The 17,949-nt window shown below is 68.4% G+C and carries 14 protein-coding genes and 1 pseudogene; 8 read left to right on the forward strand and 7 right to left on the reverse strand.

Annotated features, from left to right (window positions below; translation table 11 throughout):
• Positions 1-192 precede the first annotated feature (192 nt).
• On the forward strand, positions 193-1,971 hold the full coding sequence (locus tag ACFUO4_RS15575; RefSeq protein WP_383484530.1) for an AAA family ATPase: 1,779 nt from the start codon (positions 193-195) through the stop codon (positions 1,969-1,971).
• 188 nt (positions 1,972-2,159) lie between these two features.
• Positions 2,160-2,246: pseudogene (locus tag ACFUO4_RS15580) on the forward strand (glutamine synthetase); the annotation flags it as partial.
• Between the two features lie 11 nt (positions 2,247-2,257).
• On the opposite strand, the gene ACFUO4_RS15585 reads toward ACFUO4_RS15580, so the two are convergent.
• On the reverse strand, positions 2,258-2,692 hold the full coding sequence (locus ACFUO4_RS15585) for a VOC family protein (RefSeq protein WP_079306508.1): 435 nt from the start codon (positions 2,690-2,692) through the stop codon (positions 2,258-2,260).
• Between the two features lie 12 nt (positions 2,693-2,704).
• Positions 2,705-3,217: a pyridoxamine 5'-phosphate oxidase family protein gene (locus ACFUO4_RS15590; protein WP_079306576.1), complete on the reverse strand. Its 513-nt coding sequence runs from the start codon at positions 3,215-3,217 to the stop codon at positions 2,705-2,707.
• A 151-nt stretch (positions 3,218-3,368) separates the two neighbouring features.
• Here ACFUO4_RS15590 and ACFUO4_RS15595 point away from each other — a divergent pair, with 151 nt between their 5' ends.
• On the forward strand, positions 3,369-6,347 hold the full coding sequence (locus tag ACFUO4_RS15595) for a bifunctional [glutamine synthetase] adenylyltransferase/[glutamine synthetase]-adenylyl-L-tyrosine phosphorylase (protein WP_383484534.1): 2,979 nt from the start codon (positions 3,369-3,371) through the stop codon (positions 6,345-6,347).
• Here the strand turns inward: ACFUO4_RS15595 and ACFUO4_RS15600 are convergent.
• Positions 6,335-7,255 (reverse strand): DMT family transporter, encoded by a 921-nt coding sequence (locus tag ACFUO4_RS15600; RefSeq protein ID WP_383484537.1) that lies wholly within the window; start codon positions 7,253-7,255, stop codon positions 6,335-6,337. The genes ACFUO4_RS15595 and ACFUO4_RS15600 overlap by 13 nt on opposite strands.
• Positions 7,256-7,326: 71 nt before the next feature.
• On the opposite strand from ACFUO4_RS15600, the gene ACFUO4_RS15605 reads away from it, so the two are divergent.
• Positions 7,327-8,223, forward strand: a complete 897-nt coding sequence (locus ACFUO4_RS15605) for a LysR family transcriptional regulator (RefSeq protein ID WP_383484540.1) — start codon at positions 7,327-7,329, stop codon at positions 8,221-8,223.
• Here ACFUO4_RS15605 and ACFUO4_RS15610 read toward each other — a convergent pair.
• Together ACFUO4_RS15610 and ACFUO4_RS15615 are read right to left on the reverse strand one after the other, a co-directional pair.
• Positions 8,189-9,049, reverse strand: a complete 861-nt coding sequence (locus tag ACFUO4_RS15610; protein WP_383484543.1) for a phosphatase PAP2 family protein — start codon at positions 9,047-9,049, stop codon at positions 8,189-8,191. The genes ACFUO4_RS15605 and ACFUO4_RS15610 overlap by 35 nt on opposite strands.
• A gap of 131 nt (positions 9,050-9,180) precedes the next feature.
• On the reverse strand, positions 9,181-10,227 hold the full coding sequence (locus ACFUO4_RS15615; RefSeq protein ID WP_383484547.1) for a LacI family DNA-binding transcriptional regulator: 1,047 nt from the start codon (positions 10,225-10,227) through the stop codon (positions 9,181-9,183).
• Positions 10,228-10,641: 414 nt separating this feature from the next.
• On the opposite strand from ACFUO4_RS15615, the gene ACFUO4_RS15620 reads away from it, so the two are divergent.
• The 4 genes from ACFUO4_RS15620 to ACFUO4_RS15635 all read left to right on the forward strand — a co-directional run bounded on the left by ACFUO4_RS15620 (position 10,642) and on the right by ACFUO4_RS15635 (position 15,780).
• A complete protein-coding gene (locus ACFUO4_RS15620; RefSeq protein ID WP_383484550.1) occupies positions 10,642-11,910 on the forward strand; it encodes an extracellular solute-binding protein in 1,269 nt (422 codons plus the stop codon).
• A gap of 114 nt (positions 11,911-12,024) precedes the next feature.
• Positions 12,025-13,029: a carbohydrate ABC transporter permease gene (locus ACFUO4_RS15625; protein WP_079306516.1), complete on the forward strand. Its 1,005-nt coding sequence runs from the start codon at positions 12,025-12,027 to the stop codon at positions 13,027-13,029.
• A gap of 13 nt (positions 13,030-13,042) precedes the next feature.
• Entirely contained in the window at positions 13,043-13,963 is a 921-nt protein-coding gene (locus ACFUO4_RS15630; protein ID WP_079306518.1) for a sugar ABC transporter permease, read from the forward strand.
• A gap of 137 nt (positions 13,964-14,100) precedes the next feature.
• A complete protein-coding gene (locus tag ACFUO4_RS15635) occupies positions 14,101-15,780 on the forward strand; it encodes a glycoside hydrolase family 13 protein (RefSeq protein ID WP_383485714.1) in 1,680 nt (559 codons plus the stop codon).
• 64 nt (positions 15,781-15,844) lie between these two features.
• Here ACFUO4_RS15635 and ACFUO4_RS15640 read toward each other — a convergent pair whose 3' ends face one another.
• Both ACFUO4_RS15640 and ACFUO4_RS15645 read right to left on the reverse strand, forming a co-directional pair.
• Positions 15,845-16,753, reverse strand: a complete 909-nt coding sequence (locus ACFUO4_RS15640; protein ID WP_383484555.1) for a carbohydrate-binding module family 20 domain-containing protein — start codon at positions 16,751-16,753, stop codon at positions 15,845-15,847.
• Positions 16,684-17,904 carry an alpha-amylase family glycosyl hydrolase gene (locus tag ACFUO4_RS15645; protein WP_383484558.1) on the reverse strand — a complete coding sequence of 407 codons (1,221 nt, stop codon included), beginning with the start codon at positions 17,902-17,904 and terminating at the stop codon, positions 16,684-16,686. Before ACFUO4_RS15645 ends, ACFUO4_RS15640 begins: the two co-directional genes overlap by 70 nt.
• Positions 17,905-17,949 lie beyond the last annotated feature (45 nt).

Raw genomic sequence — 17,949 nt, forward strand, 5'->3', positions numbered from 1 at the left:
ATGAGCGGCTCATGGCGAAGGGACCCGGACACAGTGTCCGGGTCCCCCTGCCGTGAACTGTCGTCAAGCAGTGATCTTGCAGAACGGGTGTTCATTTTCGAGAGTCGGATCGCGAGAACTCGATACCGGCTGCCCGAATGTGCGGGATTGAGTAGGATGCCTACCTCGCTACGCGAAGGGGGCAGGCTGTTCATGGAAAATGTCACTATTCCCGAGGACCTAAGTGGTGGAGAAGCCGACCGGTTTGCACTTTCGATCGAGTCAATCACCCTCGAAAACGGTCTAACGGTCAGCCCGCCGCCGGTTGGCGTGACGGTAGTGGTTGGCGGAAATAATGTCGGCAAATCGACGCTGCTTAGGCAAGTTGCTAATCTTGCCGCACGTCAGCCTGGAAACCCTAGTGACATTGCACGCTGGCAGCTCGTTACCGACATTCGGTTTAATGCTTCCGGAGACGTCAAGGATCTGTGTGCATGGCTAATTGCGCAAGGGGGCGCGTTCACGCGAAACGGGATGCTTTGGTTCGGTGCGCCTGGACAGACTAACGTGCATGAACACAATGTGCGGCAATTCTTTGGCGATCGGCAGCGGGGGGTCGACAGACTTTCAACGCTAGCGGATACATTGCTGCTATTCTCGGACCCGTGGCAAAGAGCCGGTGTCATTCAGCCGCAAGAGATGAGAGAGAGTCTTGAAACTCCCTCGCGAAACGTAATGCATCGACTAGAGGAGTCGGTGCAAATGCTAAATGAAGTCCGGGAAATTTGTCGTGAGGTTTTCCGTATCGATTTGACGCTCGACACCTTGGCTCGAATGATTCAACTGCGCATCGGTAGAGTTACCACCCCTGCGCCGCCTGTCGATGCAGTTACTCCAGATTATCGAAAAGAGGTCGCAAGCCTTCCACCGCTAACGGAGCAGGGGGACGGGATCAAGAGCCTGATTGCTCTTATCCTGCCCCTCGTAACTGCTGAACAGCGTATTGTCATGATCGATGAGCCGGAAGCATTCTTGCATCCGCCTCAGGCCAGTGCGCTCGGTCGAATCTTGGGTCGCCTCGCCCGGGAGAAGGGAATTCAAGTAATCCTTGCGACTCACGACAAGAATCTCTTGACGGGACTCCTGGGTTCCGAGGCGGAAGTGTCTATTGTTCGCCTGGATCGGGGCATGGACGGCGGTTCACAGGCTCATCAGCTCGCGGTCGAAGATGTTCGGGACCTGTGGGGTGATCCTTTGTTGAGATATACGAACGCCCTGGATTCGCTGTTTCATCGGCTCACGATTGTTGCCGAGGCGGATCAAGACTGTCGGTTCTATGCGGCGGCGCTCAATGAATACGAGCCTCCGGCGGAGGTGCCGATTCCTCCAAGTGATGTACTGTTCATTCCCTCGTACGGTAAGGCGGCTATCTATAAGCTTGTCAGGGTGCTCAGGGCGATCTTTGTTCCCGTTGTCGCGGTACCCGATATCGATATTTTGAATGACGAATCCAACATCTCCCGGCTGGTTAGGGCGTATGGGGTGGACTGGGAGTCGCTGAAGTCTGACTATCAGGTGGCGACCCAACCCTTCAGGCAACCCCGAGGTTCGACAACTCTTGGGGATGTGATTGCGGCTGTGCAATCGGTTTTTGCAGGGAGGGAGATGGAAAATTATGATGCCGAAGCGAAGCGCGAGGTCCTCGCTCATCTTCGGGTGCAAGATAGTCCCTGGAGCCTGTTGAAGAAGTTCGGCGAGTCGGCATTCGAGGGCCAGGCGGCGGTAGCCGCAAAAAGGCTACTGGAGAATCTGGAAGAAGTCGGGATCGTGCTCGTCAGGGTTGGAGAACTGGAAAAGTTCGCTCCGGCGCTCGGCGTCGCCAAGGGGCCAGCCTGGTTGAACGCAGCGCTGGCAGCTGGGGCGCACCGCGAGCCGCCTGTGCGCGAGCACGTTAGACGCTGCCTATCCGTACTCGATGGGTCCGCAGAGTGACACCGGACTTGCCTCAGAAGTCCACACCGTCAAGCGATGGCAAGGTGGCCCTACCTCCAGATCCGGGCCGTCCGTGGGCCGTCGAAGGGTGGCCCACGGTGACCAACAACGACCAGTGACGACCCCTCGACCGCAGGTCACCGCAGCGCCGACGTCGATTGCGCGAGGTCGCCCCGACCCCCCGTCACTTCCTGCGCAACAAGCGCCAGGAGTGGGAGGAGTACCGCTCCGAGGTCACCGCGTTCGAGCTGCGGAAGAACCTGCCGGTGCTGTAGGCGCAGGCCGGCTACCCCTCTGCCAGTTGCGCCAGCACCTGGTGGAGGGGTTCCGTGGCCCTGCGGCGGTACTCCTGGATCGCCCAGCCGTTTCCGTCCGGGTCCTTGAAGTACATGAACGTGGCGCCGTCCTGGGGGCCGAAGGACTGCGGCTCGGTCACGTCCAGACCACGCGCGGTCAGCTCCTCGTACGCCGCCTTCGCGTCCGTCACGCACAGCTGCATGCCGTGGTACGTGCCCGGCTGCGGGGTTCCGGTCGGGACCTGGAGGCCGTCCACGAGCGCGATCGAACAGCCCGAGCCCGGCGGGGTCAGCTGGACGATCCGGACGCCGGGCATCACCTCGCCGTCGAGGTCCACGTGGAAACCGACCTTGTCCCGGTAGAACTCCTTGGCCCGGTCCACGTCGGTGACCGGCATGAGGATCACTTCGAGGCTCATGTTCACGGCAAGGCTCCCTCAGATGAATCGCCATCGCGTCTGACTGAACGGCTCCCCCTTACCGAAGCCGAAAACGGTGCGTGGCGCCACCGAAAAGACCAGAGCGCTCCCCCCGCCGTGGTGGAAGCTGCCGTCCCGCACGTCGAAGTGCCAGAACTCGCCGTACTTCGCCTCCCACGCGGCCGCCAGCGCGCGCAGCCGGCCGTCGTCGGCGACGCGCACCGCCTCGCCCTCCACGACCAGGTCGTACCCCTTGTCCCAGGTGTTCGTCCCGGTGGTCAGCACCACCTGCGGGTTCGCCGCGAGGTTCAGGGCCTTGCGCTCCTCGGGGCCGGTGCAGAAGTGCAGGGCGCCCTCCGACCAGACCGCGGGCAGGGGTGTCACATGCGGCCGCCCGTCCGGCCGTACCGTCGAGATCCAGAACAGCTCCGCCGACTCCAGCAGCGCCGTGGCCCGCGACCAGGGGACGGCCGTGGCGGTCGGGTCGCTGTAGCGCTCGTCCAGCCGGGTATCGGGTTCGTCGTGCGTCATGTCGTGAGTCATACAGGGCAGACCCCGTTCCGGCCCGGAACTCATCGGCGCTTCCCGCAGGCTCTGCGGTTAGGCTCGATCGCGGTAGATCACGCACATCCCGCAGATCACGCGGGTCGCGTACGACCTTGATCCGACGGGAGGGCCGGGGATGACGGCGCCGGGGCGCAGGAGCAGTACGTTCAGCAGGCTGCTCCGGCACGGATTCACCGATCCCTCCGCCGCCGAGCGGCTCCTGGACGGGCCGGAGCTGAGCGGCGTACGCAACGACCCGGTGCTGCTGGAGGCCCTCGGGGCCACCGCCGACCCCGACCTCGCGCTGCACGGCCTCGTCCGGCTTCTGGAGGCGCAGACCGACCGCGAGCTGCTCGACACGGTCATAGCGGCCAAGCCGCTGCGCGACCGGCTCCTTGGGGTGCTCGGCGCCTCCGCCGCGCTCGGCGAGCACCTCGCCCGGCACGCCGGGGACTGGCAGGCGCTCGTCATGTACGAGCCGCGCGATCTGCACCCCGGCGTGGAGGAGTTCGAACGCGGGCTCGCCGGGGCCGACGACCCGGTCTCCCTGCGCGTCGCCTACCGCCGCTGCCTGCTGTCCATCGCCGCCCGTGACGTGTGCGGCACCACCGATGTGGCCGAGACCGCCGCTGAGCTCGCCGACCTCGCCACCGCGACCCTGCGCGCCGCCCTCGCGATCGCCCGCGCCGCCGCCCCCGAGGACGCCGCCCTGTGCCGGCTCGCCGTCATCGCGATGGGCAAGTGCGGGGGCCATGAGCTCAACTACGTCTCCGACGTCGATGTCATCTTCGTGGGCGAGGCGGTCGACGGAGCCGACGAGGGCAAGGCCCTGCGCGCCGCCACCAAGCTCGCCTCGCACATGATGCGGGTCTGCTCCGAGACCACCGTCGAGGGCTCCATCTGGCCCGTCGACGCCAACCTCCGCCCCGAGGGCAGAAACGGTCCGCTGGTCCGCACGCTCTCCTCCCATCTCGCCTACTACCAGCGGTGGGCCAAGACCTGGGAGTTCCAGGCCCTCCTCAAGGCCCGCCCGGTCGCCGGGGACATCGAGCTCGGCGAGGAGTACGTCGCCGCCGTCGAACCCCTCGTCTGGAAGGCCGCCGAGCGCGAGAACTTCGTCGCCGACGTGCAGAAGATGCGCCGGAGGGTCGTCGAGAACATCCCCGTGGCGGAGATCGAGCGGGAGCTGAAACTCGGCCCCGGCGGACTCCGTGACGTCGAATTCGCCGTCCAGCTCCTCCAGTTGGTGCACGGCCGCGCCGATCCCTCGCTGCGCAGCGGCACCACCCTCGACGCCCTCCAGGCCCTCGCCGCCGGCGGCTACGTCGGCCGCGACGACGCCGTGCAACTCGACGACGCCTACCGCTTCCTGCGCTCCATGGAACACCGCATCCAGCTGTTCCGGCTGCGCCGCACCCACCTCGTCCCCGAGGACGAGGCCGACCTGCGCCGCATCGGCCGCTCCCTCGGCCTGCGCACCGACCCGGTCGCCGAGCTGAACCGCGAATGGAAGCGGCACAGCAGTGTCGTACGGCGCCTGCACGAGAAGCTCTTCTACCGCCCGCTGCTCGACGCCGCCGCCCAACTGGCGCCGGGAGAAGCCAGGTTGAGCCCGGAGGCGGCCCGGGAGCGACTGGTGGCGCTGGGGTACGCCGACCCCGCCTCCGCCCTGCGTCACCTGGAGGCCCTCGCCTCCGGCGTCACCCGCAAGGCCGCCATCCAGCGCACCCTCCTGCCCGTGCTGCTGGGCTGGTTCGCCGACTCCGCCGACCCGGACGCCGGACTGCTCAACTTCCGCAAGGTCTCGGACGCGTTGGGCAAGACCCCGTGGTACCTGCGGCTGCTCCGCGACGAGGGCGCCGCCGCGGAGAACCTCGCCCGGGTCCTGTCCGCCGGCCGCCTCGCCCCCGACCTGCTGATGCGCGCCCCCGAGGCGGTCGCGCTCCTCGGCGACGAGGAAGGGCTCGCGCCCCGCGACCGGGCCTCGCTGGAACCGGAGGTCCTCGCCGCCGTCCGCCGCGCGGACAGCGCCGAGCAGGCCGTCGCCGCGGCCCGTGGCGTACGCCGCCGCGAGCTGTTCCGCACCGCCGCCGCCGACATCGTCGGCTCCTACGGCACCGAGACCCAGCCCGTCGAGGCCGATCAGGGCGCCCTCGTCGACCGCGTCGGCGGCGCCGTCTCCGACCTCACCGCGGCGACCCTCGCGGGCACGCTCCGCGCGGTCGTCCGCGCCACCTGGGGCGACACCCTGCCCACCCGCTTCGCCGTCATCGGCATGGGACGCTTCGGCGGCCACGAACTCGGCTACGGCTCCGACGCGGACGTCCTCTTCGTCCACGAGCCGCGCAACGGCGTCCCCGAGCAGTCGGCTGCCGAGGCCGCGGGCAAGGTCGTCTCCGAGATGCGCCGCCTGCTGCAGCTCCCGAGCGCCGACCCGCCGCTGCTGATCGACGCCGACCTGCGCCCGGAGGGCAAGTCCGGGCCGCTGGTACGGACGCTGAAGTCGTACGAGGCGTACTACCGCCGGTGGTCGCTGGTCTGGGAGTCGCAGGCGCTGCTGCGGGCCGAACCCGTCGCCGGGGACGAGGAGTTGGGACGGCGCTTCATCGAGCTCATCGATCCGCTGCGGTACCCGGCGCAGGGGCTCGGGGAGGACGCCGTACGGGAGATCCGGCGGCTCAAGGCGCGGATGGAGTCCGAGCGGTTGCCCCGCGGCGCGGACCCGAAGCTGCACACGAAGCTCGGGCCGGGGGGTTTGTCCGACGTCGAATGGACCGTGCAGCTGCTTCAGCTGCAGCACGGCTGGGCCGAGCCGGGGCTCCGTACGACCCGTACGCGGGAGGCGCTGGCCGCCGCGTGTGCTGCCGGGCTCATCTCGGGTGAGGATGCCGAGATCCTGGACGAGGCCTGGGTGTTGGCCACGCGGGTGCGAAATGCCGTGATGCTGGTGCGGGGGCGGGCCGGGGACACGTTTCCCACCGAGCCGCGCGAACTGGCCGCTGTGGGGCGGTACTTGGGGTACGGGCCCGGGCATGCGGGGGACATGCTGGATGCGTATCGGAGGACCGCGCGGCGGGCTCGGGGTGTGGTGGAGACGTTGTTCTACGGGGCGTAGACCGTTTTCGGCTTGCGCGCCGTCGTGGTTGCTCGCGCAGTTCCCCGCGCCCCTGTGGGGCGCGTCATGGCGACGCCGACCAAAACCACTGCCATGCCTGCCAGCACCCTCAGCCCTACCTGCTCGTCGAGCAACAGTGCGCCCAGGCCTACCGACACGACGGGCAGCAAGTAGCCGACCGTCGCGGCTGTCGTCGGCCCTTCGTCCGCGATCAAGCGGTAGTTGAGGTAGAAGGTGACCCCCGTTCCCAGCACGCCCAGTGCCGTGACCGCGCCCAGCCCCACCAGGTCCGCGTCCACCGGCCCGGCCACCGGCGCCGACAGTGTCGCCCACCCCGTCGCCATCAGCATCTGCGCCGCCGACATCGCCATCGGCGCCCGTTTGTCGGTCAGTTTGCGGGCCATGTACGCGAACGCCACCGCGTAGCTCGCCGCCGCGCCCAGCAGGGCCAGCGCGGCCCAGCTCAGCAGGCCCGAGCGCTGCCAGGGCGCGAAGATCAGCACTGTACCGGCGAAGCCGGCGACCAGCCCGGTCAGGCGCAGCGGACGCAGTCCTCGGTCGGTGCCCAGCAGCACGCCGATCAGGAGCGACCACAGCGGGGTCGTGGCGTTCAGGACGCCCGCGATGCCCGAGTCGAGGTGCTGCTCGCCCACCGCGAACAGGGCGAACGGGATCGCGTTGCAGAACAGCGCGGCGATCACCAGATGCCCCCAGGTGGCGCGGGAGCGGGGGAGTCGCTGGCCGGCCGAGCGGGCCAGCACCAACAGGGTGACCGTCCCCAGGGCGCAGCGGACGATGGTGATCTGGGCGGGGGAGAGGCCGTGGTCCAGGGCCAGCTTGATCCAGAGGAACCCGGAGCCCCACAGGAGGGCCAGGGCGGCCATGCGCAGGGTGGAGGTGGGAGACATGGCTCTACGGTCGGGGAGCGGACGCGTGAGGACAAGTGAAGAGTTCTGCATGAGTCGTTAAGCTGTGCTACATGCTGGATGTGCGTCGCATGCAGGTGCTGCGGGCCGTGGTGAGCAGCGGGTCGGTGACGGGGGCCGCGGCGGTCCTCGGGTACACGCCGTCGGCCGTGAGTCAGCAGATCGCCGCGCTGGAGAAGGAGGCCCGGACCGAGCTGCTGGAGCGGGTCGGGCGCGGGGTGCGGCCGACGGCGGCCGGGCTGCTGCTGACCGAGTACGCCGACACCATCAGCCGCCAGGTCGCCGAGGCGGAGACGGCGCTGGCCGACCTGCTCGCGGGCCGTACCGGGCGGCTGGCGGTGCGGTACTTCGCCACCGCGGGTGCCTCACTCGTCGCCCCGGCGGTGGCGCGGCTGCGGGAGGAACACCCCGGGGTGCAGATCGAGCTGAAGCTGATCGACCCCGAGGACCCGCTGCCGGACGTCCGGGAGGGCCGGGCGGACCTGGCGCTGGTGGTGGGGCCGCGGAACCCCGCCCACGACGGCGTACGGCTGCTGCATCTGCTGGACGATCCGTACCTGGCCGTGCTGCCCGCCGGGCACCGGCTCGCGGACGTTTCCGACCTGGCGCTGTCCGACCTCGCGGCCGAGGCCTGGGTCGGCAGCGAATGGCCCGGCCCCTGTCTCGACGCCCAGCTGGCCGCCTGCGAGGCCGCCGGCTTCCGGCCGGGGTTCGTCGTCGAGAGCGAGGACTACGTCACCGCGCAGGGGTTCGTCGCGGCGGGGATGGGGGTGAGCCTGATCCCGAGACTGGGGCTGGGAGTGGGCGTCCGGCCCGGTGTGGTAGTACGCGAGCTGCGCGGCCCCCAGCCCTCACGCTCGATCCACGCGGCCGTACGCGAGACCGCGCCACCACAGCCCGCACTGCGGGCGTTCATCACGGCGATGCGGGCTGCCGCCGGGGCTGCTTGACGGGCGCCGGGACCAGCTGCGGCAGGCGGTACGGCAGTGCTCCGTACCAGAGCCGTGCCACCGTGAAACCGAAGGCCAGGCAGAGCATGCCGCCGACCGCGTCCAGCCAGAAGTGGTTGGCGGTGGCGACGATGACGACCAGGGTGGCCGCGGGGTACAGCAGGCCCAGGACCCGCACCCACGGCACCGACGCCAGCGCGAAGATCGTCAGACCGCACCACAACGACCAGCCGATGTGCATCGACGGCATCGCGGCGTACTGGTTGGACATGCTCTTGAGGTCGCCGGACGCCATCGAACCCCAGGTCTGGTGGACCACGACGGTGTCGACGAAGTCGCCGCCGTTCATCAGCCGGGGCGGGGCCAGCGGATACAGGTAGTAACCGACGAGGGCGACGGCGGTGGTGGCGAACAGGACCGTGCGGGTCGCCGCGTAGCGGCCGGGGTGGTAACGGAACAGCCACACCAGCACACCCAGCGTCACCACGAAGTGCAGCGTCGCGTAGTAGTAGTTCATGCCCACGATCAGCCAAGTCACCGAGTTCACGGCGTGGTTGACCGACTCCTCGACCGCGATCCCCAGGTCGTGCTCAACCCGCCAGATCCAGTCGGCGTTGCGCAGCGCCTCGGCCTTCTGCTCCGGGACCGCGTTGCGGATCAGTGAGTACGTCCAGTAACTCACCGCGATCAGCAGGATCTCGAACCAGAGGCGGGGGCGGCGCGGGGTGCGCAGGCGGCGAAGGAGGCTCCTGCCCGAATCGTCCGAGACAGGGTGCAGAACGGCCTCTTCGCGGCCTTCCACTGTTGTCACGGTCGAATCACCCATGGACACAGAGTCTGCCAGAAAAGCCCTTGCCCCCAGATCATCCCTCGGGCGGGTTCAGGACGCATGTTCTACGGCGGGACGAGACCCTCGTCTCCTCCCCGCGCAGGGCCCGGAACCCCGTTTTCTCCACCTCAGGAACGAGAACGCTCCCCACGGGACGAAACAGGCGCCGAAGCCGTCGAACCGCGCACCACCAGCTCGGGCATGAACACGAACTCACTGTGCGGCGCGGGCGTCCCGCCGATCTCCTCCAGCAGCGTCCGCACCGCGGCCTGGCCCATCGCCGGAACCGGCTTGCGGACCGTCGTCAGCGGCGGATCGGTGAACGCGATCAGGGGGGAGTCGTCGAAGCCCACCACCGAGACGTCCTGCGGCACTTCGAGGCCGAGCTGCCGGGCGGCCCGTATGGCACCCAGCGCCATCATGTCGCTCGCGCACACCACCGCCGTACAGCCCCGGCCGATCAACGCGGTGGCCGCGGCCTGACCGCCCTCCAGGGTGTAGAGCGAGTGCTGGACCAGCTCCGCCTCGACGGCCTCCGCCGACAGCCCCAACTGGTCCTGCATCGCCCGTACGAAGCCCTCGATCTTGCGCTGTACCGGCACGAACCGCTTCGGGCCGAGCGCGAGACCGATCCGGGTGTGACCGAGCGAGGCGAGATGCGTGACCGCCAGCGTCATCGCGGCGCGGTCGTCGGGGGAGATGAACGGCGCCTGCACCTTCGGCGAGAAACCGTCCACCAGCACGAACGGCACGCCCTGGCCGCGCAGCTGCTCGTAGCGCTGCATGTCGGCGGAGGTGTCCGCGTGCAGTCCGGAGACGAAGATGATGCCCGCCACGCCCCGGTCGACGAGCATCTCCGTGAGCTCGTCCTCCGTGGAACCGCCCGGGGTCTGGGTGGCCAGCACCGGGGTGTACCCCTGCCGCGTCAGCGCCTGCCCGATCACCTGGGCCAGCGCCGGGAATATCGGGTTCTCCAGCTCCGGGGTTATCAGGCCCACCAGGCCCTCACTGCGCTGCCGCAGGCGCACCGGGCGCTCGTAGCCCAGGACGTCGAGAGCGGCCAGCACGGACTGGCGGGTGGTGGCGGCGACGCCCGGCTTCCCGTTGAGGACGCGGCTGACGGTCGCTTCGCTGACCCCCGCTTGAGCAGCGATGTCGGCAAGCCGTGTGGTCACAGGGTTGGACTGTACCGGCCGACCCTCGCCTTGCACACCAATCGGACGCCGTGGGCGACCTGTTGACCGTCCCGGTCCGAGTTGCTGGGTCATCGCGCTCCCTCGTGAAAGTGATGGCAAGAGCTTGCAGAGTCTTGCACAGGGCGCTCTTTCCCGCTCCACCCCTGGAAACAAGCGTCTCACGGCGGTAGCCACGAGGTCACGCCCGGATAACGTCGATGACGTCTTGCACTTTTTTGCTGCAAGGTCTTTCGCAACGCTTACATCGCTGTTACGTTCGGCGACGCCCGGCGGCGGCAACGGCGCGGTCGGCAAGACGGTGAGGGCGGCTGACGGGGCCGGCCCTCACATCACGCGGGGAGCGGGCGGGACCGCCCCTCGCACCACACGGGCTTTCACCCTCAAGGAGAACTCATGCGGCGTGGCATAGCGGCCACCGCGCTGGTGGCGTCCCTCGCCCTCGCAGCGACGGCGTGCAACGGAGACGACAGCGGCAGCGACTCGAGCGGTCCGGTCACCATCACCTGGTGGGACACCTCCAACGCCACCAACGAGGCGCCGACGTACAAGGCCCTCATCAAGGAGTTCGAGGCCGCGAACAAGGACGTCAAGGTCAAGTACGTCAACGTCCAGTTCGACCAGGCGCAGAACAAGTTCGACACCGCCGCCGGCTCCAAGGGCGCCCCGGACGTGCTGCGCTCCGAGGTCGGCTGGACCCCCGCCTTCGCCAAGAAGAGCTACCTGCTGCCCCTCGACGGCACCGAGGCCCTCGCCGACCAGGCCAAGTTCAAGCCGAACCTGATCGAGCAGGCCAAGTACGAGGGCAAGACCTACGGCGTCCCGCTGGTCACCGACACCCTCGCCCTCGTCTACAACAAGGCCCTCTTCGAGAAGGCCGGCGTCGAGGCCCCCAAGACCTGGGACGACCTGAAGAAGGCCGCCGCCACCATCAAGGCCAAGACCGGCGTCGACGGCTACTGGGGCTCCACCCAGGCCTACTACGCCCAGTCCTTCCTCTACGGCGAGGGCACCGACACCGTCGACGCCGCCGCCAAGAAGATCACGGTCAACTCCGACGCCGCGAAGAAGGCGTACGGCACCTGGCTGAGCCTCTTCTCCGGCAAGGGCCTGCACAAGGCCGACACCACCGCCGACGCCTACGCCCACATCCAGGACGCGTTCGTCAACGGCAAGGTCGCCGCGATCATCCAGGGCCCGTGGGAGATCACCAACTTCTACAAGGGCTCCGCGTTCAAGGACAAGAACAACCTCGGCATCGCCACCGTCCCGGCCGGCTCCACCGGCAAGGCGGGCGCCCCGACCGGCGGCCACAACCTCTCGGTCTACGCCGGCTCCGACGCCGCCCACCAGAAGGCCGCGCTGAAGTTCGTCAACTTCATGACCTCCGCGAAGTCCCAGTCGACCATCGCGCTGAAGAACTCCACGCTGCCCACCCGTGACGACGCCTACACCGCCGAGGTCAAGGCCGACCCGGGCATCGCCGGCTACCAGGGCGTCCTCGCCGCCGCCCAGCCGCGCCCGGCGCTGCCCGAGTACAGCTCCCTGTGGGGCCCGCTGGACACCGAGCTGCCGAAGATCGCCGGCGGCAAGGAGTCCCTCGACAAGGGGCTGAGCAACGCCGAGACCGCCATCGCCAAGCTGGTCCCGGACTTCAGCAAGTAAGCCCCGAGCGGCCGCCGGATCCCCCGAAGCATGGGGGGAGGGATCCGGCGGCCATCGGCCTGTGAGCCGTACACGAGCCGTACACCCCTTGAACCTCCCAGAAGGTGTCGAACCATGACAGTCGCCATCGACCGCGCGACCGGCAAGCGCCGCGGTGACCGCGGGCCCCGGCCCGGGCTGGGCCAGCGCCTGAAGCGCGGATACCAGAAGCACTGGTACGCCTACGCGATGATCGCCCCCGTGGCGATCGTCCTCGGCGTCCTCGTGCTGTACCCGCTGGTGTACGGCCTCTACCTCACGCTCACCGACGCCAACAGCCTCAACACGGCGCGGACGATCGGCGTCAACCACATCGACGCCACCTACAAGTTCATCGGCCTCGACAACTACGCCGACATCCTCTGGGGCGACACCGCCTACGACCGCTTCTGGTCGCACTTCATCTGGACGATCGTGTGGACGGCCGCCTGTGTGGCCCTGCACTACGGCATCGGACTCGGCCTCGCCCTGCTGCTCAACCAGAAGCTGCGCGGCCGCACCTTCTACCGGCTGATCCTCATCCTGCCGTGGGCCGTGCCGACCTTCGTCACCGTCTTCGGCTGGCGGTTCATGCTCGCCGACAGCGGCATCATCAACAGCTTCCTGGGCAGCCTCCACCTGCCGGAACCGTCCTGGCTCGAGGACACCTTCTGGCAGCGGTTCGCCGCGATCATGGTCAACACCTGGTGCGGTGTGCCGTTCATGATGGTCTCGCTCCTCGGCGGACTGCAGTCCATCGACTCCTCGCTCTACGAGGCCGCCGAGATGGACGGCGCGAACGCCTGGCAGCGCTTCCGGTACGTCACCCTGCCGGGCCTCAGGTCCGTCAGCTCCACCGTCGTACTCCTCGGCGTGATCTGGACCTTCAACCAGTTCGCCATCATCTTCCTGCTGTTCGGCAACACCGCCCCCGACGCGCAGATCCTCGTCACCTGGGCCTACTACCTCGGCTTCGGACAGCAGCCACGTGACTTCGCCCAGTCGGCGGCCTACGGCATCCTGCTGCTGGCCATCCTGATCGTCTTCACCTCCTTCTACCGCCGCTGGCTGAACCGCAATGACCAGCAGCTCGCGATCTGAGGCAGGAGTCACCATGAGCACCTCAACCCCCTCCGAGATCAAGGCGGACCGCCCGGTGACCCCCCAGGTCCTCGAAGCCTCCCGGCCGCGCAAGGTCCGCGGCCGTGAGCAGCGCGGCCGCGCCGCCGCCCTCGCCTCCCACGGCATCCTGATCGTCGCGAGCCTGATCGCGCTGTTCCCGATCGCCTGGCTGGTCTATCTCTCCCTCGGCCCGGACAAGGACGACTACCTCCACCCCGGCGGCATCTGGGACAAGATGACGCTGGACAACTACTCGTTCGTCCTTCAGCACACCAGCTTCTTCGACTGGCTGAAGAGTTCGCTGATCGTCTCCCTCGGCACCACCGTCATCGGCGTGTTCGCTGCGGCCACCACCGGCTACGCGGTCTCCCGCATGCGGTTCCCCGGCTACAAGAAGCTCATGTGGGTGCTCCTGGTCACCCAGATGTTCCCGATCGCCGTCCTCATCGTGCCGATGTACCAGATCCTCGTCGACCTTCAGCTCGTCGACAGCTACCTCGGCCTCGTCCTCGTCTACTGCGCGACCGCGGTCCCCTACAGCGCCTGGCTGCTCAAGGGCTACTTCGACACGATCCCCTTCGAGATCGACGAGGCCGGCCGCGTCGACGGACTGACCCCCTTCGGCACGTTCTTCCGGCTGATCCTGCCGCTCGCCAAGCCGGGCCTCGCGGTCGCCGCCTTCTACAACTTCATCACCGCCTTCGGCGAGGTCGCCTTCGCCTCGACCTTCATGCTCAGCGACGACAAGTACACCTTCGCCGTGGGCCTGCAGAGCTTCGTCAGCGAACACGACGCCCAGCGCAACCTGATGGCCGCGACCGCGGTACTCATCGCCATACCGGTGTCCGCGTTCTTCTACCTCGTGCAGAAGAACCTCGTGGCCGGCCTCACGGCCGGCGGCACGAAGGGCTGACCGTCGGCCGGGGGTATCGCCCCCTCCAGACCCGAGGCGGCCGTGGTGTCCATCCGACCCCGCTGTCACCGCGGCCGCCTCGCATCACCTTCGTCTGCACACCTGACCCCATGACCCCGTTACGTATCAAGGACGCCATGAGCCAGCAGCACTCCGCCCTCGCCTCGGCCCCGACCCCCGCCCAAGTCAAGCGCGGCGACTGGTGGCGGGACGCGGTGATCTACCAGGTCTATCCGCGCAGCTTCGCCGACAGCAACGGCGACGGCATGGGCGACCTGGAGGGCATCCGCTCCCGACTTCCGTACCTGCGCGACCTGGGCGTGGACGCCGTGTGGCTCAGCCCCTTCTACGCCTCCCCGCAGGCCGACGCCGGCTACGACGTCGCCGACTACCGGGCCGTGGACCCGATGTTCGGCAACCTGCTGGACGCGGACGCGCTGATCCGCGACGCGCATGAACTGAGCCTGCGGATCATCGTCGACCTGGTCCCCAACCACTCCTCCGACCAGCACGAGTGGTTCAAGCGCGCCCTGCGCGAAGGCCCCGGGTCCCCCCTCCGCGACCGCTACCACTTCCGCCCCGGCAAGGGTGAGCACGGCGAACTCCCCCCGAACAACTGGGAGTCCATCTTCGGCGGCCCGGCGTGGACCCGGGTCACCGAACCCGACGGCACCCCCGGCGAGTGGTACCTCCACCTCTTCGCCCCCGAGCAGCCCGACTTCAACTGGGAACACCCCGCGGTCGGCGACGAGTTCCGCTCCATCCTGCGCTTCTGGCTGGACATGGGCGTGGACGGCTTCCGCATCGACGTGGCCCACGGCATGGTGAAGGCGGAGGGGCTGCCGGACATCGGCGGCGACGGCGACCAGCTGAAGTTGCTGGGCAACGATGTCATGCCGTTCTTCGACCAGGACGGCGTGCACGACATCTACCGTCAGTGGCGGCTCATCCTCGACGAGTACGCCGGCGAGCGCATCTTCGTCGCCGAGGCCTGGACCCCGACGGTCGCCCGCACCGCGAACTACGTCCGCCCCGACGAACTCCACCAGGCCTTCAACTTCCAGTACCTGGGCACTTATTGGGACGCGGAGGAGCTCCGCAAGGTGGTGGACCTCACCCTGGAGGCGATGCGCCCGGTCGGCGCCCCGGCCACATGGGTCCTCTCCAACCACGACGTCACCCGCCACGCGACCCGCTTCGCGAACCCGGCGGGCCTCGGCACCCAGATCCGCACGGCGGGCGACCGCGCCCTCGGCCTGCGCCGCGCCCGGGCGGCCACCCTCCTCATGCTGGCCCTCCCCGGTTCGGCGTACATCTACCAGGGCGAGGAACTGGGCCTGCCGGACGTCGTCGACCTCGCGGACGAGGTCCGCCAGGACCCCGCCTACTTCCGCGGCGCGGGCCAGGACGGCTTCCGCGACGGCTGCCGCGTCCCGATCCCGTGGACGCGCGAGGGTTCGTCGTACGGCTTCGGCACCGGCGGCAGCTGGCTTCCGCAGCCGGCGGAGTGGGCGGACCTGAGCGTGGAGGCCCAGACGGGCGTCGCGGGCTCCACCCTGGAGCTCTACCGCACGGCCCTCGCCGTCCGCCGCGCCGAACCCGACCTGGGCGCGGGCGACTCGGTGGAATGGCTCCGCGCCCCGGAGGGCGTACTGGCCTTCCGCCGCGGCGAGTTCGTCTGCGTGGCGAACACCACCGGCGAAGCGGTGACGACTCCGTCGTACGGCCGTGTGCTGCTCGCGAGCGGCGAGGTGACGGAGGCCGACGGCGAGACGAAGGTCCCGGCGGACACCACCGTGTGGTGGACGACGGCCTGAGCGGGAACACGGACGCCGGGTCCCCGCTGCCTTCGGGCGGCGGGGACCCGGCGTCTTGCCGGAGCTACTTCCAGGTGTCGACGGCCGTGTAGCCCGACGAACTGCCCGTGGTGTACGAGCGGTTGGTCCCGGACTCCCAGGTCACGTTCCCGGAGGCGTCCTTCTTGATGTACTTGTACGTGAAGGCCGTGCTCTTCGGCACGATCACCAGCTTGCTCCACGTCGGGTAGGACGCCGACGACAGCGGGATCGCCGCGCTCGTGTCCCATGAACCCAGGGAGGGGACGGAGCCGACGACGTAGACGTCGGTGCCCCAGTCGGTCGTGGCCGTGACGTCGAAGGTGACGTCGGTGGCGCTGGCGGTGGCCACGTTCCAGGAGCTGTTGACGGACAGGGCCGAAGTCGTGGTGGTGGCCGTTCTGTTGGCGTTGGACTCCCACGTCACGTTGCCGGCGCTGTCGCGCTTGATGAACTTGAACTCGAACGACGTGTTGATCGGGACGTCCACCGCGCCGGACCAGATCGGATACCCGGACGACGACAGCTTCACCGCCTTCGACGTGTCCCAGCCGCCCAGCGCCGCGATCGAGCCGACCACGTACACGTCCTGACCGGACGTCGTCGCCGCGTACTCGCCGAAGGTGGCCGTCACGGTCGGCGTGGAGCCGCCGTCGTCCTCGCAGGACGCCGTGCACGGTGTGAACTCACCGTCGTAGAAGGCGATCGCGCTCTTCGCCGGGATCGTGAGCGTCGCGCTGCCGCCCGACACCGTCACCGTCGTCGCCCCGTTGTCGATGACGTTGGTGTACGTCCCGTCGGCCAGGCCTGTCGCGAAGGTGTAGGTCGCCGCCGACGCACCGTTGTTGATCGCGATGTAGCCGGCGGTGCCACGGGAGAAACCGATCACGCTCGACGACTTCGTCGACCAGTGGGACACCGCCTCCGAGCCCACCGCGTTGTGCCACTTGACCATGCCGGTGACGGCGGTGTCCCGGTCGAGGCAGTACCAGCCGTGGGCGCAGTCCGTGTCGGTGACGAACCCGGCGGAGTTCGGCGGGCCTGGTCGCTCTGGGTGAACTCCCAGCCGGCATAGATGGTCGGCGTCGACCACTTGTAGGCCAGCTGGAAGAGGTTGGCGAGCTTGTACGCATCGCCGTCCTTGTAGGACATGTGCAGCCCGTTGCGCTCGGTGTCGTGGTTGGTCACGAAGGACACCGAGTTGGCGGGGGTGAGGATACCCGAGGAAGACAGCGACTCCAGGTCGCTGACGTTGCCCTGGAAGGCGGACTTCAGCTTGCTCGCGTAGGTGAAGTCGAGGACGTCGCCGGAGGCGTAGTAGTCCGAGGCCGCCGGGGTCGAACCCGGGTACACCTCCTGGAAGACGTACGGGTCCGCACCTGACGTCGTGTCGGTCAGCTTGGCCTCGATCGCCTGGAGGTCGGCGGTCGGGATGTGCTTGGCCGCGTCGACGCGGAAACCGTCGACGCCGAGGGCGAGTTGCTTGTTGAGGAAGCCCGCGATGCCGCTGCGGACGCTGTCGTTCTCGGTCTCCAGGTCGGGCAGGCCGAGCAGTTCGCAGTTCTGGACCTCGGTGAGGTTCGACCAGTCGTCGATGACGAGGTCGGAGTCGGAGCAGTCGTCCGACTGGTGGTAGTCACCCGGGTCCCAGTCGGGGGTGTCGTACTTGTCGGTGATCGTGGTGCCGTCGTAGCCGGTGCCGGTCTGCGCGGCGGTGTGGTTGATCACCGCGTCCGTATACACCTTGACGCCGGCGGTGTGGCAGGCGGAGACCATCGCCGCGAACTCGGACGCCGTACCGAAGCGGCTGTCGAGGTTGTAGGAGTACGGCTGGTAGGCGTCCCACCAGTAGTACGAGGACTGCTTGAGGGACTCGGCGGGCGGGGCCACCTGGACCGCCCCGTAGCCGTTCGGTCCGAGGACGCCGGTGCACTCGGCGGCGACCGAGTCCCAGTTCCACTCCCACAGGTTGGCGATGACATCGCCCGAGGTGGTGGCGTCGGCGTGGGCGGTCGCGGCGGGCAGGGCGGTGACACCGGCGAGCGCCAGGGCGCCGACCGCCAAGGCCCTCGTGGTACGGCTCAGCGCACCCGGTAGACAGGTCATGTGCGGCTCCAGGAGGGGGAATCGGGGAGGGGGGAGCTGGAGTCG

Origin of the sequence: Streptomyces sp. NPDC057280, from assembly GCF_042668605.1 — a bacterium.
GTDB lineage: Bacteria > Actinomycetota > Actinomycetes > Streptomycetales > Streptomycetaceae > Streptomyces.